The organism is Dyella sp. (assembly GCF_051962475.1).
Lineage (GTDB): Bacteria > Pseudomonadota > Gammaproteobacteria > Xanthomonadales > Rhodanobacteraceae > Dyella_A.
Genome location: NZ_JBQCCF010000068.1, coordinates 21,125 through 35,048 on the forward strand (window position 1 = coordinate 21,125; position 13,924 = coordinate 35,048).

Annotated in this window: 16 protein-coding genes and 1 tRNA gene; 15 read left to right on the plus strand and 2 right to left on the minus strand. The window is 68.5% G+C overall.

What is annotated here, in order from left to right; genetic code table 11:
- The first annotated feature begins 5 nt into the window (after window positions 1-5).
- The 15 genes from phbB (at window position 6) to ACTHJF_RS14895 (ending at window position 11,414) form a co-directional block, all read left to right on the plus strand.
- Window positions 6-752: an acetoacetyl-CoA reductase gene (gene phbB / locus ACTHJF_RS14825; RefSeq protein ID WP_440267799.1), complete on the plus strand. Its 747-nt coding sequence runs from the start codon at window positions 6-8 to the stop codon at window positions 750-752.
- A gap of 70 nt (window positions 753-822) precedes the next feature.
- Window positions 823-2,211 carry an FAD-dependent oxidoreductase gene (locus tag ACTHJF_RS14830; protein ID WP_440267800.1) on the plus strand — a complete coding sequence of 463 codons (1,389 nt, stop codon included), beginning with the start codon at window positions 823-825 and terminating at the stop codon, window positions 2,209-2,211.
- Window positions 2,204-2,623 carry a DUF3293 domain-containing protein gene (locus ACTHJF_RS14835; protein ID WP_440267801.1) on the plus strand — a complete coding sequence of 140 codons (420 nt, stop codon included), beginning with the start codon at window positions 2,204-2,206 and terminating at the stop codon, window positions 2,621-2,623. Before ACTHJF_RS14830 ends, ACTHJF_RS14835 begins: the two co-directional genes overlap by 8 nt.
- A 61-nt stretch (window positions 2,624-2,684) precedes the next feature.
- Window positions 2,685-3,314 carry a cytochrome c biogenesis heme-transporting ATPase CcmA gene (gene ccmA, locus ACTHJF_RS14840; protein WP_440267802.1) on the plus strand — a complete coding sequence of 210 codons (630 nt, stop codon included), beginning with the start codon at window positions 2,685-2,687 and terminating at the stop codon, window positions 3,312-3,314.
- Window positions 3,311-3,997 carry a heme exporter protein CcmB gene (gene ccmB, locus ACTHJF_RS14845; protein WP_440267803.1) on the plus strand — a complete coding sequence of 229 codons (687 nt, stop codon included), beginning with the start codon at window positions 3,311-3,313 and terminating at the stop codon, window positions 3,995-3,997. Before ccmA ends, ccmB begins: the two co-directional genes overlap by 4 nt.
- A gap of 4 nt (window positions 3,998-4,001) precedes the next feature.
- Window positions 4,002-4,760, plus strand: coding sequence for a heme ABC transporter permease (locus ACTHJF_RS14850; RefSeq protein WP_440267804.1), 759 nt, complete (start codon window positions 4,002-4,004; stop codon window positions 4,758-4,760).
- Complete coding sequence (ccmD, locus tag ACTHJF_RS14855) at window positions 4,757-4,945, plus strand: heme exporter protein CcmD (protein WP_431636669.1); 189 nt, start codon at window positions 4,757-4,759, stop codon at window positions 4,943-4,945. The genes ACTHJF_RS14850 and ccmD overlap by 4 nt, the downstream gene beginning before the upstream one ends.
- Window positions 4,946-4,965: 20 nt before the next feature.
- Window positions 4,966-5,433, plus strand: coding sequence for a cytochrome c maturation protein CcmE (gene ccmE, locus ACTHJF_RS14860; RefSeq protein ID WP_440267805.1), 468 nt, complete (start codon window positions 4,966-4,968; stop codon window positions 5,431-5,433).
- Window positions 5,434-5,510: 77 nt separating this feature from the next.
- A complete protein-coding gene (locus tag ACTHJF_RS14865; RefSeq protein ID WP_440267806.1) occupies window positions 5,511-7,511 on the plus strand; it encodes a heme lyase CcmF/NrfE family subunit in 2,001 nt (666 codons plus the stop codon).
- Window positions 7,508-8,050 carry a DsbE family thiol:disulfide interchange protein gene (locus ACTHJF_RS14870; RefSeq protein WP_440267807.1) on the plus strand — a complete coding sequence of 181 codons (543 nt, stop codon included), beginning with the start codon at window positions 7,508-7,510 and terminating at the stop codon, window positions 8,048-8,050. Before ACTHJF_RS14865 ends, ACTHJF_RS14870 begins: the two co-directional genes overlap by 4 nt.
- The gene (locus ACTHJF_RS14875; protein ID WP_440267808.1) at window positions 8,047-8,493 is read left to right on the plus strand and encodes a cytochrome c-type biogenesis protein; all 447 of its coding nucleotides are present in this window, start codon (window positions 8,047-8,049) and stop codon (window positions 8,491-8,493) included. Before ACTHJF_RS14870 ends, ACTHJF_RS14875 begins: the two co-directional genes overlap by 4 nt.
- A complete protein-coding gene (locus tag ACTHJF_RS14880; protein WP_440267809.1) occupies window positions 8,490-9,542 on the plus strand; it encodes a tetratricopeptide repeat protein in 1,053 nt (350 codons plus the stop codon). Before ACTHJF_RS14875 ends, ACTHJF_RS14880 begins: the two co-directional genes overlap by 4 nt.
- On the plus strand, window positions 9,539-10,654 hold the full coding sequence (gene metX / locus ACTHJF_RS14885) for a homoserine O-acetyltransferase MetX (RefSeq protein WP_440267810.1): 1,116 nt from the start codon (window positions 9,539-9,541) through the stop codon (window positions 10,652-10,654). The genes ACTHJF_RS14880 and metX overlap by 4 nt, the downstream gene beginning before the upstream one ends.
- Window positions 10,655-10,721: 67 nt before the next feature.
- Window positions 10,722-11,303, plus strand: a complete 582-nt coding sequence (locus tag ACTHJF_RS14890; protein WP_440267811.1) for a cysteine dioxygenase — start codon at window positions 10,722-10,724, stop codon at window positions 11,301-11,303.
- 25 nt (window positions 11,304-11,328) lie between these two features.
- A tRNA-Leu gene (locus ACTHJF_RS14895) sits at window positions 11,329-11,414 on the plus strand.
- Between the two features lie 62 nt (window positions 11,415-11,476).
- On the opposite strand, the gene ACTHJF_RS14900 is transcribed toward ACTHJF_RS14895, so the two are convergent.
- Window positions 11,477-11,710: a hypothetical protein gene (locus ACTHJF_RS14900; protein ID WP_440262066.1), complete on the minus strand. Its 234-nt coding sequence runs from the start codon at window positions 11,708-11,710 to the stop codon at window positions 11,477-11,479.
- A gap of 207 nt (window positions 11,711-11,917) precedes the next feature.
- On the minus strand, window positions 11,918-13,864 hold the full coding sequence (locus ACTHJF_RS14905) for an SUMF1/EgtB/PvdO family nonheme iron enzyme (protein WP_440267812.1): 1,947 nt from the start codon (window positions 13,862-13,864) through the stop codon (window positions 11,918-11,920).
- Window positions 13,865-13,924 lie beyond the last annotated feature (60 nt).

Below are 13,924 nucleotides of genomic sequence, written 5' to 3' on the forward strand. Positions count from 1 at the left end.
CAAGCATGAGCAAGCGATTGGCTGTCGTCACCGGCGGCATCGGCGGTCTCGGCACGGAAATCTGTCGGTATCTGGCGCGTGACGGTCGGCGCGTGATCGCGGTCGACTTAGCCACCCGCAGCGAGCGAGTCGACGCGTTCATGCGCGAGGTTGCCGAGTTCGACGGCGCCATCGGCTTCGCTCCCGCCGACGTCAGCGATTTCGAGAGTTGCCGCGCGCTGATCGAAGGCATCCAGAACGCCCACGGCGGCCTGGACATTCTGGTCAACGCGGCCGGCATCACGCGCGACGTCAGCCTGCGCAAGATGACGCCGGAGCAGTGGCACCAGCTGATGCGGGTGAACCTCGACGGCATCTTCAACACCTGCCGCCAGGTGGTCGAGGGCATGTGCGAACGGGGCTTCGGCCGCATCGTCAACCTCAGCTCGGTCAACGGCCAGACCGGCCAATTCGGGCAGACCAACTATTCGGCGGCCAAGGCCGGCGTGCACGGCTTCGGTATGGCGCTGGCACGCGAGACCGCGCGCAAGGGCGTCACCGTCAACACGGTCTCGCCCGGCTATTGCGACACGCCTATGGTGGCCGCGGTGGCGCCGGCCGTGCGCGAGCAGATCGTAGCCGACATTCCGGTCGGCCGACTGGGATCGCCAGCCGACATCGCCCGCGCGGTGGCCTTCCTCGCCGCCGACGACGCCGGTTACATCACCGGCGCCAACCTGCCGGTCAACGGCGGCTATTTCATGAGCTTCTGACGATCGGCCGGCTGCTTGCAGAGGCCGCCGACCTGATCGACAGTGGCCACCCCACGCGACGGACCCACCCTTGGCCCCCCCCACACTTACTCTCGCCGGCGGCGGCCTGGTCGGCGCGCTGCTTGCGCACCTGCTCGCCCGCGCGGGCTTCGACGTCGAGGTGTTCGAAAAGCGCCCCGACCCGCGCCGCGCCGGCTACGAGGAAGGTCGCTCGATCAACCTGGCGCTGGCCGAACGCGGACTGCACGCGCTGCGTAGCGGCGGACTGGCCGAGCAGGTGCTCGCGCGCGCAGTGATGATGCGCGGTCGGATGGTGCACGCGGACCAGCAAACGCCTTCGCTGCAGCGCTACGGCGTGGACGACAGCGAGGTGATCTGGTCGGTCTCCCGCGGCGCGCTGAACATGCTCACGCTGGACGCCGCCGAAGCATCCGGGGTGCGTTTCCACTTCGGCCACGTCATCCGCGACGTCGACTTCGATCGTCAGCGGCTGTACCTGGTCGACGCCAGCGGGGCGATGCGCGAACACGCTTTTGATCGTCTCATCGGCGCCGACGGTGCGGGCTCGGCCGTGCGCGCGGCGATGAACCGGCGCCAGCCGCTGGGGGAGCGCGTGGAAGCCCTGGGCCATGCCTACAAGGAACTGGAGATTCCGCCGGTAGAAGCACTGAACGGCGCTCCGGCCAGCCCGCATGGGCATTTCGCCCTCGAACCGCACGCGCTCCATATCTGGCCGCGCGGCGGCCACATGTGTATCGCACTGCCCAATCCGGAAGGCAGCTTCACCGTCACGCTATTCCTGCCCGGCGTGGGGCCGCATCCGAGCTTCGCGACCCTGCCCGATGCCGATAGCGCCGAGCGCTTTTTCCGCACCGAGTTTCCCGATCTGCTGCCGCTGATGCCGCGCTTTGCGCACGACTTCACAGCGCACCCGGCCCCCAATCTCTACACGCTGTACCTGGACCGCTGGCACCTGGGCGAGCGTGCGGTACTGCTGGGGGATGCCGCCCACGCCATCGTGCCGTTCCACGGCCAGGGGATGAATTGCGGCCTGGAAGACGCCGTCGAGCTCGCCGCCTTGCTGGCATCCGATCGCAGCGGCGACGTGTTCGAGACCTTCCAGCAGCAACGCAAGCCCAATGCCGACGCGATCGCCGCGATGGCACTGGAAAACTACATCGAGATGCGCGACTCAGTGGCCGACCCGCGTTACCTGGACAAGCGCGAGCTCGGCGCGCGCCTGGCGGAGGCGGCACCGGCGCACTTCATGGCGCGCTACCGCATGGTCACGTTCACCCGCCTGCCCTACGCCTATGCCTATGAACGGGGCAAGGCGCAGGATGCCCTGCTCGACCGGCTGCTGGCCGCGCACGGCGGCGCGGCGGCGGTGCCGATGGAAGAAGCCGTGGGCCAGCTGCGCATCAGCCTGCCGCCCTTGCCTGCGATCGAACGTGGATGAGCGCCTGCGCGCGGCCTATCTGGCCACCGACTACCGGGTGCGCTTGCCGCAGGGCGGCGTAGCCCGCCTGCGCATCGGTGCGCCGCCGCCCGGAGCCCTGCTGGCGCTGACCCACGGCGTGCCGTGGGCGGTGATCACCGCATGGAACCCGCAGTCCCAGCCGGTACCACGGGCCCGGAATCGCAGCGCGCAGCGGGCCCTACTGGCCGAGTTGCGCGCCAGCCCTGACGTCCGCGCGATCCGCGCTGCCGCCGGCGTGGGGGCCGACGGCTGGCGTGAGCCGAGCCTGCTGGCGATCGGCCTGGATGCGGACGCGGCACGCGTGCTGTGTTCCCGTTACGGGCAGCTCGCCTTCGTCGCCGGAGTGGGCGAAGCGCCGCCACAGCTGCATTGGACGAAGGCCGCGCCGTGATGCGCGCGGCGACAGGTCGCCGCATGGACAAGGCCGCCAACCATTGCGGACAATTGAGCGGATGACCGCCGCCCCCCTCCCCCTGCTCGAAGCGCGAGCCTTGCGCTTCCTGCGCCAGGACGAACCCGTGTTCGGGCCGCTGCACTTCCAGCTGCATGCGGGCGAGCTGACGCTGGTGGAGGGCGACAACGGCAGCGGCAAGACCACCCTGATGCGCGTGCTGGCCGGCCTGCTGCACGTCGACGAAGGCGAGCTGCACTGGCGTGGCGCACCGCTGGAGCGCGACGCCTGCCAAGGCGAGATCGTGCTTCTCGGCCACCAGCTCGGCCTCAAGGCCGATCTCAGCCCGCGCGAGAACCTGCGCATCGCCGCCGGCCTGCACGGTTGCCGCGAAGGCATGACGCCGGCCGCGGCACTGCGCGAGGTAGGCCTGCTCGGCTACGAAGACGAACCGGTACGCCAGCTCTCCGCCGGTCAGCGCAAGCGCGCCGCACTGGCACGGCTGCTGCTGGTGCCGGCGACGCTGTGGCTGCTCGACGAGCCGTACGCCAACCTGGATCGCCACGGTATCGCCCTGGTCAACCGGCTGCTGGAAACGCATATCGCCAGCGGCGGCGCGGCGCTGGTCACCAGCCACGGCGCGGTGAGCTTCCACGGCGGCGAGCCGCAGCGCATCCGGATGCACGCATGACTCGCGCTCCGCTCTCGCGCGCCTGCGCCGCGGTGTTGCGGCGTGACCTGACGCTGGCCTGGCGCCGCCGCGGCGACATCGCGATGCCGGTGCTGTACGCGTTGATCGTCATCACCCTTTTCCCGTTTGCGCTCGGGCCGGAGAATGCGCTGCTGCAGCGGATCGCCGGCGGCGTGGTGCTGGTCACCGTGTTGCTGGCGATGCTGCTGGCGCTGGACGGCATGTTCCGCAGCGACATCGAGGACGGCTCACTGGAACAGCTGGTGTTGGCGCCGCAACCTCTTGCGCTGATGCTGGGCATGAAGATCCTCGCGCACTGGCTCACCACCGCGCTGCCGTTGATCGTGATCGCGCCGATGCTGGCCAGCATGCTGCAGTTGCCGGTGGCCGTGATGCCGATCCTGCTGCTGGCACTGGCTCTGGCTACGCCGATGCTCAGCCTGCTCGGCGCGGTGCTGGTGGCGCTGACGGCCGGCACCCGGCGCTCTGGTATGCTGCTCGCCCTGATGTTGCTGCCGCTGTGCGTGCCCGTGGTGATCTTCGCCGCCGGCGCGCTCTCCGCGGCGCAGCAGGGCCTGCCATGGATTGCCCCGATCGCATGGCTCGGTGCCGCCCTGGTACTGGCCCTGGTGCTGGCGCCGCTGGCCTGCGCGGCCGCCCTTCGCATTGCCTTGGACGCGTGAACCTATGTCCAGCTGGATTCCTCTCTGGTTGCACAAGCTCGGCTCGCCGCCGACCTTCTACCGCTTCGCCAGCGCGCTGCGCCCGTGGATGCTTGCGCTCGCGCTGATCCTCGGCGCCGTGGCGATGTACGGCGGGCTGGTATTGGCCCCGCCGGATTACCAGCAGGGCGACGACTACCGCATCATCTTCGTGCACGTGCCCAGCGCGTGGATGGCGCTGTTCATCTACGCGGTGATGGCCGTCTCGGCGTTCATCGCGCTGGTCTGGCGGATCAAGCTGGCCGAGGTGGTGGCGATGGAATCGGCGCCGATCGGCGCGGCGTTCACCCTGATCACCTTGGTCACCGGCTCGCTGTGGGGTATCCGCATGTGGGGCACCTGGTGGACCTGGGACGCCCGGCTCACCTCCGAGCTGGTGCTGCTGTTCCTGTATCTCGGCGTGATGGGCCTGTACCACGCCTTCGAGGATCGCCGGCAGGGCGCACGCGCGGCCGCGTTCCTGGCGCTGATCGGCATCATCAACGTGCCGATCGTGCACTTCTCGGTGAACTGGTGGAACACGCTGCACCAGGGCTCCACCGTGCGCCTGCTCGGGCCCAGCACCATGAGCGGCTCGATGATCTGGCCGCTGCTGACCATGATGGTCGCCACCAAGTGCTACTACCTGGCCAGCCTGTTCGGCCGCGTCCGCGCGGACCTGCTGGCGCTGGAGAGCGGCAAGGACTGGGTGCGCCAGATCGCCCAGCGCAAGGGCGAGCGATGAGCACGTTCTTCGCCATGGGCGGCTATGCGGCCTACGTCTGGCCGTCCTACGCCGTGTTTCTCCTGGTGCTGCTGGCCGACGCGCTGGCGCCCGTGCTGCGCCGTCGGCGCGTGCTGCGCGAGCTGCGCACGCGACTGGCGCGCCAGGCCGCCCGCCAGTCCCGCGACGCGTCCCCCGACGCCTGATGTCGAACCGGAAGTCCCGCATGAACCCCACCCGCAAACGTCGGCTCGTCATCGTGGTCATGGTGCTGGTGGCTGCCGCCATCGCCGGCGGTCTGACCGTATTCGCGCTGCAGCAGAACATGAACTACCTGCTCACTCCCAGCCAGGTGCAGTCCGGTCAGGCGAAGGGCTACAAGACCTTCCGACTCGGCGGCATGGTCAAGCAGGGATCGATCCAGCGCGCCAGCGACTCGCTGAAAGTCACTTTCACCGTGATCGACGCCGACGGCGCGATGCCGGTGGAATACACCGGCATCCTCCCGGACCTGTTCCGCGACAACCAGTCGGTGATCGCCACCGGCCACATGGAGAACGCCCACTTCGTGGCTACGGAAGTGCTCGCCAAGCATGACGAGACCTACATGCCCAAGGAGCTCAAGGACGCCATGGCCAAGGCGCACGAGGGCAAGAAGATGGCCGAGAATGAGGCTACGGGCGCGGCGCGCTGAACTATGCGTCGCCCCTGGTCCATTGAGGTTTCCGCTGCGTCTGCCGCAGCCCTGCGTGTCCCACCACGGTATCTGCCATGACTCCTGAACTCGGCCAGCTCGCCCTCGTCCTCGCCCTACTGCTGGCACTGGCGCAAAGCGTGCTGCCGCTGATCGGCGCCTGGCGCGGCAACCGCGCCCTGGTGGCGATCGCCCGACCCGCCGCAGCGGGCCAGGCTGCTTTCGTGATCGTGGCCTTCGCCCTGCTGGTGTGGGCGTTCCTGCGCTTCGACTTTTCCGTTGCCTACGTGGCGGACAACTCCAACCTCGCGCTGCCCTGGTACTACCGCATCGCCGCCGTGTGGGGCGCGCACGAGGGATCGATGCTGCTGTGGGTGCTGATCCTCAACGTGTGGACGCTGGCGGTCGCCGCGCTGAGCCGCAACCTGCCTGAGGTGTTCGTGGCGCGCGTGCTGTCGGTGCTCGGGCTGGTCGCGGTGGGGTTCCTCACTTTCATCCTATTCACCTCCAATCCGTTCGCGCGGCTGCTGCCGATGCCCGCCGACGGCGGCGATCTCAACCCGGTGCTGCAGGATCCGGGCATGACCTTTCACCCGCCCGTGATCTACATGGGCTACGTCGGTTTCTCGGTGGCGTTCGCGTTCTCCATCGCGGCGTTGCTCGGCGGAGAGATGGAACAGGCGTGGGTGCGCTGGGCGCGCTCGTGGACCAACGTGGCCTGGGCCTTCCTCACCGCCGGCATCGTGGCGGGCAGTTGGTGGGCCTACGCCGAGCTCGGCTGGGGCGGCTGGTGGTTCTGGGATCCGGTGGAAAACGCCAGCTTCATGCCGTGGCTGGTCGGCACCGCGCTGATCCACGCGCAAGCGGTCACCGAAAAGCGTGGCTCGCTGCGCGCGTGGACCATCCTGCTGTCGATCTTCGCCTTCTCGCTGTCACTGCTGGGCACCTTCCTGGTGCGCTCGGGCGTGCTGACCTCGGTGCATGCGTTCGCTTCCGACCCGCGCCGCGGCCTGTTCATCCTGGCGTTCCTGGTGGTGGTCGTCGGCGGATCACTGCTGCTGTACGCGTTGCGCGCGCCGAAGGTCGCCGGCGGCAGGTCCTTCGCGGTGGTATCGCGCGAATCGGCCATCCTGGTCGGCAACCTGATGTTCACCGTGGCCGCGGCGATGGTGCTGCTGGGCACGCTGTTCCCGCTGATCGGCGATGCGTTCAACCTGGGCCGGATCTCGGTAGGCCCGCCCTACTTCGGCTTCCTGTTCCCATTGCTGATGGCGCCGGTGGTGCTGCTGCTGCCGTTCGGCCCGTTCCTGCGCTGGGGCCGCGGCGAGAGCGGCCTCCTCAAGGCCATCGCCCTGCGCGCCGGCGTGGCCGCCGTGGCCTGCGCCATCGTGGCGGCCTTCTTCGTACACGGACAGGTCAAGGCGATCGCTGGCGTGGCGGCCGCTGTCTGGTGCGCAGTCGGCACGCTGCTCTATGTCTACAAGCGCTATCGCGAGATGCCGCGCGGGCGCCGCTACCCGGCCGAGATGGCGGGCATGCTGCTGGCTCATTTCGGGCTGGGCGTGTTCCTGATCGGCGTGCTGCTTTCCGAATCGCTGAGCGTCACCCGCGACGTGCGCATGGCGCCTGGCGACACCCAGACCATCGGCAGCTACGGCTTCCGCTTCGACGGCGTGAAGCAGACCACCGGCCCGAACTGGCGCGGCAACCAGGGCAGCGTGAGCGTGCTGCGTGACGGCGCCGTGGTGGCCGTGATGCACCCGCAGAAGCGCACCTACACCCGCGAGCAGGTGCAGACCGAATCGGCGATCGATCCGGGTTTCACCCGCGATCTCTACGTAGCGCTGGGTGAGCCGATGGATGCGAACGATCTCGGCGGCGCCTGGGCGATGCGCATCTACTACAAGCCGTTCATCCGCTGGCTGTGGGCTGGTGGCCTGTTCATGATGCTTGGCGGCTTCGTCGCTGCGGCGGACCGGCGCTTCCGCGTGAAGCGCAAGGCCGAGTCAGGCGAAGAAGCCGCGGCGGCGCCGCTGGTCACGGCATCGCTTGCTGTAGCGCGCGAGTCGCATTCATGAGCCGGCTGCTTCCCTTCTTTGCGTTCCTGGCGCTGTGCGGCCTGTTCGGCTTCGGCATCTGGTGGAACTCCAGTCACGACCAGACCGCCATTCCCTCACCGCTGATCAACAAGCCTGCGCCGGATTTCGCCCTGCCCGAGCTGTACGACCCGTCGCGCACCGTCACCAAGGCCGACCTGCTGGGCAAGCCCTACCTGCTCAACGTGTTCGCCAGCTGGTGCATCGAGTGTGGCGTGGAGCACCCGCTGCTGCAGGCCGAGGCGCCGACGCTGGGTGTGACCCTGGTCGGCTACAACTACAAGGACCAGCCGCAGGACGCCAAGGCCTGGCTGGAAAGACACGGCAACCCCTACGCCGTGCTGATGGCCGACTTGCCGGGCCAGACCGCGATCGACTTCGGCGTCTACGCCGCGCCGGAAAGCTTTCTGATCGACGCGAAGGGAGTCATCCGCTACAAGCGCATCGGGCCGTTCACGCCCGAGGTGATCGAGAAGGAACTCAAGCCGGCGATCGCCGCGCTTAAGAAGGAAGCTCCATGAAGCGTCTGCTTGTCCTCGCTACGCTGCTGCTTTGCCTGTTCGCCGGTGCGCTCGGAGCGCAGGCGATCGAACCGCTGCCGTTCAAGAATCACGCGCAGGAGTTGCGCTTCCAGCACCTCACCGCCGAGCTGCGCTGCCCGATGTGCCAGAACGAGACCCTGGCCGACTCCAACGCGCCGATCGCGCGAGACCTGCGCCATCAGGTGTTCAGCCTGATGCAACAGGGCAAGAGCGATGGCGAGATCAAGCAATACCTGGTGGACCGCTACTCGGACTACGTGCTGTACGACCCGCCGGTGAACGCGGCGACGTGGCTGCTGTGGTTCGGGCCGCTGCTGATCCTGCTGATCGGCACGGTGGTCGTGGTGGTCACCATCCGCAAGCGCGCGCGCGCCACGTCGTCAGCGGTGACGGCAAACGTCGATCACGGGGACGACTGGTGAAACTGGCTTTCTACGTTATTGCCGCCGCGATGATCGCGGCGACGCTGATGCTGTTGCTGTGGCCGCTGATGCGCTACGGACGCAACCAGGACCGCTCACGCGGCGTGTTCGCGCTCGCGCTGGCCATCGCCTTCGTGCTGCCGCTGGCGGCCGCCGGGCTTTACCTCACCGTGGGCACGCCGCGCGCGCTGGACGGCATCGCCAAGCAGGCACCGGCGATGGATGTCGGCCAGGCGCTGGCCGCGCTGCGTACGCACCTGAAAGATGCCCCGGACGACGCGCAAGGCTGGTTGCTGCTGGCGCAGACCACCGCAGCGATGGGCCAGAACGCCGAAGCCCGCGATGCCTACGACCAGTTGCTGCGCCTCGCTCCGGGCAACCCGACGGCCATGGTCGGTTGGGCCGAAGCCGATTCGATGGCACGCCCCGATCACCGTATCGAAGGCCGCTCGCGTGAACTGCTCGAACAGGCCGTGCAGCAGGAGCCGGACAACCAGCGCGCGCTGTGGCTGCTCGGCATCAGCGATTTCCAGCAGGACCGTTACGCCGACGCCGCCGCCACCTGGCGACGCCTGCAACCCCTGCTCGAGCCCGGCTCTAGCGTGGCCAAGGCGGTCGCCCAGCAGATCGCCGCGGCCGATGCCCGGGCCGGCACTAGCGTACCCGCCTCGGCCACGAGCGCGGCGGCCGACACACCGACCGGCCCCAAGCTCAGCGTCAAAGTGAGTCTCGCGCCCGCGCTGAAGAGCAAACTGCAACCCGGCGACACCTTGTTTGTCTACGCCCGCGCCGAGCAGGGCCCACCGATGCCGCTGGCGGTGGCACGGCTCGATGCCGCCCATCTGCCCACCACGGTGGAGCTCACCGACGCCATGGCGATGGCGCCGAGCATGAAGCTCTCCTCCGTGCCCCGCGTGTTCGTAGGAGCCCGCATCAGCCACAGCGGCCAGGCGATCGGTCAGGCCGGCGACCTGGAAGGCGATGCCGGCGTAGTGCCGGTGGAACGCCGCGAGCCAGTGGCCGTGCTGATCGACACGGTGCACCCGTGAGTGATGCGCGGCGCTACTGCGCCCTGCCCTCACCGTTTGCGATGAAGCGCGGCGGCGCACTGCACGGCGCCCGCGTCGCCTACGAAACCTGGGGCACGCTCAACGCAGCGCGCGACAACGCGGTGCTGATCCTCACCGGGCTGTCGCCCAGTGCTCACGCCGCCTCGAACCCGGACGACCCCTCGCCCGGCTGGTGGGAGGCCATGCTCGGGCCCGGCAAGGCGATCGACAGCGACCGCTGGTTTGTCATCTGCGTGAACTCGCTGGGCAGCGACAAAGGTTCCACCTGCCCCGCGTCGATCGACCCGGCCACCGGCCAACCGTATCGCCTCACCTTCCCCGAACTGGCGCTGGAGGATGTGGCCAACGCCGCACACGAAGTGGTGCGCCAGCTCGGCATCGAGCGCCTGGCCTGCCTGGTCGGCTGCTCGATGGGCGGCATGAGTGCCTTGGCCTACATGCTGCTGCATCCCGGTTCGGTGCGCGCGCACATCAGCGTGGATACCGCCCCGCAGGCACAACCGTTCGCGATCGCGATCCGTTCGCTGCAGCGCGAGGCGATCCGGCTCGATCCCGGCTGGCGGGGCGGGCAATACGACATCCACGCGGCGGAGGGAGGAACGTATCCCGACACGGGCATGAGCATCGCGCGCAAGCTCGGCGTAATCACCTACCGCTCGGCCATGGAGTGGAATGGCCGCTTCGCGCGCATCCGGCTCGATCCGGAGCAGCGCGAGGATCATCCCTTCGGCGCCGAGTTTCAGGTCGAGTCCTACCTGCAGGGCCATGCCGAGCGCTTCGTGCGCACGTTCGACCCCAACAGCTACCTGTACCTGTCGCGCGCCAGCGACTGGTTCGACGTGGCCGAGTACGGCGGCGGCAGTGTGCGCGAGGGGCTCAAGCGCATCCACATCGAGCGGGCGATGGTGATCGGCGTGAGTACCGACATCCTGTTCCCGTTGGAGCAGCAGGAGCAGATCGCCGACGGCCTGCGCGACGCTGGCGCAGCGGTGGATTTCGTGGCGCTGAACTCGCCGCAGGGACACGATGCTTTTCTGGTCGATATCGCCAACTACAGCCCGGCGATCGGCGGCTTCCTGCAGCGGCTCTGAGCCTGTCCATGCCGCTACCGGGCAGCACTGATAAGATGCCCGGGTCCCACGCCGTACCGGAACTGCCATGCTCGCCCAGGAATTCCCCGGTTGCCGCACGTTGATCGACGCGATCGACCATGCCGTCAGCCAACCCTCCACCCACGCCATCACCGACACCCTGCGCAACAGCCTGTGCCGCCTGATCCGCGCGCAGGAAGTGACCTTGCCGGAGTGCGTCTACGAGACCGCCGAAGGCCGCTACGCACGCCGCGAGCTTTATCGCAGCGAGGAACACGGTTACTGCGTGGTGGCGATGACCTGGGGCCCCGGCCAGGGCACGCCAATCCACGATCACTGCGGCATGTGGTGCGTCGAAGGCGTGTGGAGCGGCGCGCTCGAAGTAGTGCAGTACGAGCGCCTCGCCGACGAGAACGGCCAGTGGCGCTTCCAGCCGGTCGGCTCGATCCAGGCCGGCCCGGGCTCGGCCGGCAGCCTGATCCCGCCGCACGAGTACCACACCATCCGCAACCCCAGCGATGAGGCCATCGCGGTGAGCCTGCACATCTACTCCGGCCAGATGACCCACTGCGCGATCTTCCAGCCCGCCGCCGACGCCCAGTGCTACGAGCGCCACGATCGCCAGCTGGGGCTCGACCCCCTGCATTGAACCCGGCATAATCGCGGCCTGTTTTGCCGGTGTGGCGGAATGGTAGACGCGGCGGACTCAAAATCCGCTGGCAGCGATGTCGTGTAGGTTCGAGTCCTATCACCGGTACCAGACATGAAAAACCCCGCCTTGCGCGGGGTTTTTCTTTGGCTGCCATGGAACGCGAGGCCGGCTCAGCCGAACGGTTCGCTTTCCTCTACATCGTGCCAGCTGCCGTCGCATTCCTGCACCTGCACCGGTGGATGATCCAGACCCCAGGCGCGGCTGAGCTTGGAGCGCATAGCCATGGCGGCGCGGACCGCGTCGGAGCGGCTGCCAAAGGTGCCCACGCGGGCCACCTCGCGGCGCACGATCCACGGCGTGCCGTCGGTGTACGGAACGAACAGACGAACCGGTTGCGGATCCATGGCATCTTCCTCGACAGGTCTTGACGGGGCCAAGGGCCGAGTCCGTGCGGTTGAACCGGACGGATTCTGAAGAAAGCGCTAGCAGGTGGTGGTGCCTTGCGCGACGCGCGCTGGATACGCGCCGGAGCCCTGACGATAGCGCGAATCACCCCTACCAGGGCAAGCCCCCGGCAGGGGCCGGGTCATATATCGCTCAGCGAGGCGGCGTCAAAGCTCGCGCGCCACCCGGAAGCCCACCCGTGCGCTGCGCACAGTGGCTTCCACGCCCTGCCGGTAGGCGGAGCGGTCCTGGTCGGGCGCACTGCCCCAGGAGCCACCGCGCACCACGTGGGCGCTGCATCCCGGGTTGATCCAGGCGCTGCCGTCGCGCGGCGCGCGCAGGTAGCTGTCATGCCAGCAATCGGCCACCCATTCAGAGACATTGCCGTTGATGTCGTACAGGCCGAATGGATTGGCCAGAAAGCTCATCACCGGCGCGGGGCCCCAATAGGCGTCGCGATAGCCGCGAAACGCGTTGCTCCAGCGGCGGCCGTTGCGTGAACGGTCCAGCGCGCCGGTGAGATTTTCCACGCGCTTGTCCGGCGCGCCATCGCCCCACCAGTAGCGGGTGGTGGTGCCGGCACGCAGCGCGTATTCGAACTCGGCCTCGCTAGGCAGCCGGTAGGCCTTGCCGGTGCGCTTGCTCAGCCAGTCGACGTAGGCCTTGGCATCGTTCCACGAGACATTGACCACCGGCAGGTTGTCGTCCGCCGGGCGGCCGGCGTAGTCGTCCTCCCAGGTGGCGCGGCCATCGTCGCGCAGGGCGCCGCTGCGTTCGTCGTAGACGCTGGACCCGCCCATGGTCACCGAATCGGGCCGGTAGCCGCTGGCGCGCACGAAGTCGCGGAACTGGCCCACGGTGACTTCGGTGCGGGCCATCGCCACGCCCATCGCGATGGTCACCGAGTGGCGGGGCAACTCGGTATCGCTATGGTCGACCTCGTCGTCGACGGCGCCCATCTGGAAGCTGCCGGTGGGAACCACCACCATCGCCGGTGCCTTTCCGGGCAGGTCGACGAAGCTGTCGGTAAACACCTGGCCAGGACGATAGTTGGCGTAGAGGCGGGCGTTCACCAGCCGCTCGCGGAAATCGTCCAGGCCCGGCAGATCCGGGCGCGTATCGCGCGCCTGTTGCGCGAGTTTCTCGGCCAGGGAAAGGTTGCCCGCATCGAGCGCCGAGCGCGCCTGCGCCAGCAGGCCGCCGGCACGCTGGTCGCGCATGCCTTCGACGCGCTCGCTCACGTCGCGCATCGCCAGCGAATTGGCCTGGATCGACTGGGCCTCGGCCAATGCCTTGTCCGCCCCGGCGAAATCGTTCTGGGCAACCGCGGCCAGCGCCCGGTCCAGCACGGCACGCTGCACCTGCAGCAGGCCTTGTTGCGCCACGGCGTTCTGTGGGTCCAGCGTGAGCACCTGGCGGTAGATCGCCAGCGCATTGCCACCGTCGGGTTGGTCCGCGCGGCCCTGATCCAGCAGCGTCGCCGCCTGGGCCAGCATCGGGCGCACCTTCACCAGGGTGTCCAGGCTGTTCTGCAGCGTCTTCACGTCGTCGTCGGAGCCAGGCAGCGTGCGCAGGGTGGCGAGCAGGTCCTTGGCCGAATCGGCGTCACCCACCGCGATGTCCTGGCCGATCGCGGCCACCAGCCGCGCCCGCGATTCGTACAGGCCCTCGAGGGCGCGGCGGCTGTCCGGCTTCAGTTTCAGCGCTTGCTGATAGAGCGAGGCGGCGCTGTCGTCGGCCCCGGCCACCTGACCGGCATGCAGGGCCTTGTCGGCGCGCACCAGCAGTGCAACCACCTCGGGCGGGTCCTCGCCCTTCTGCTGCGGCATGTCGGGGTTGCGGTGGGCGGTGCGTGCAGCGATCACCGCCGCCGGGGCCAGCGTCAGCGGCGGGCCCGCATCGATTTCGCCCGGATCTACCAGCGTGGATGCGCTGGATGCCGAGCGCGCAGGCGTGGCCACGCCCAGCGCCATCGAACGGCGCGGTGCCACATCGTCCGGATTGACGTGGAACACCCGCGGGAAGAAGTGATAGGTCAGCGCGAACGCCAGCACGAGCACGCCAAGGGCACCGCCAAGGGCGCGCTGTCGGGCGACGTTCGTGCTGCTGGGCATCTTGGGGCGTCCTCGTGGGGCCTGTTATCGTGCCACGCCCACCGCGGGCAATCGACCACC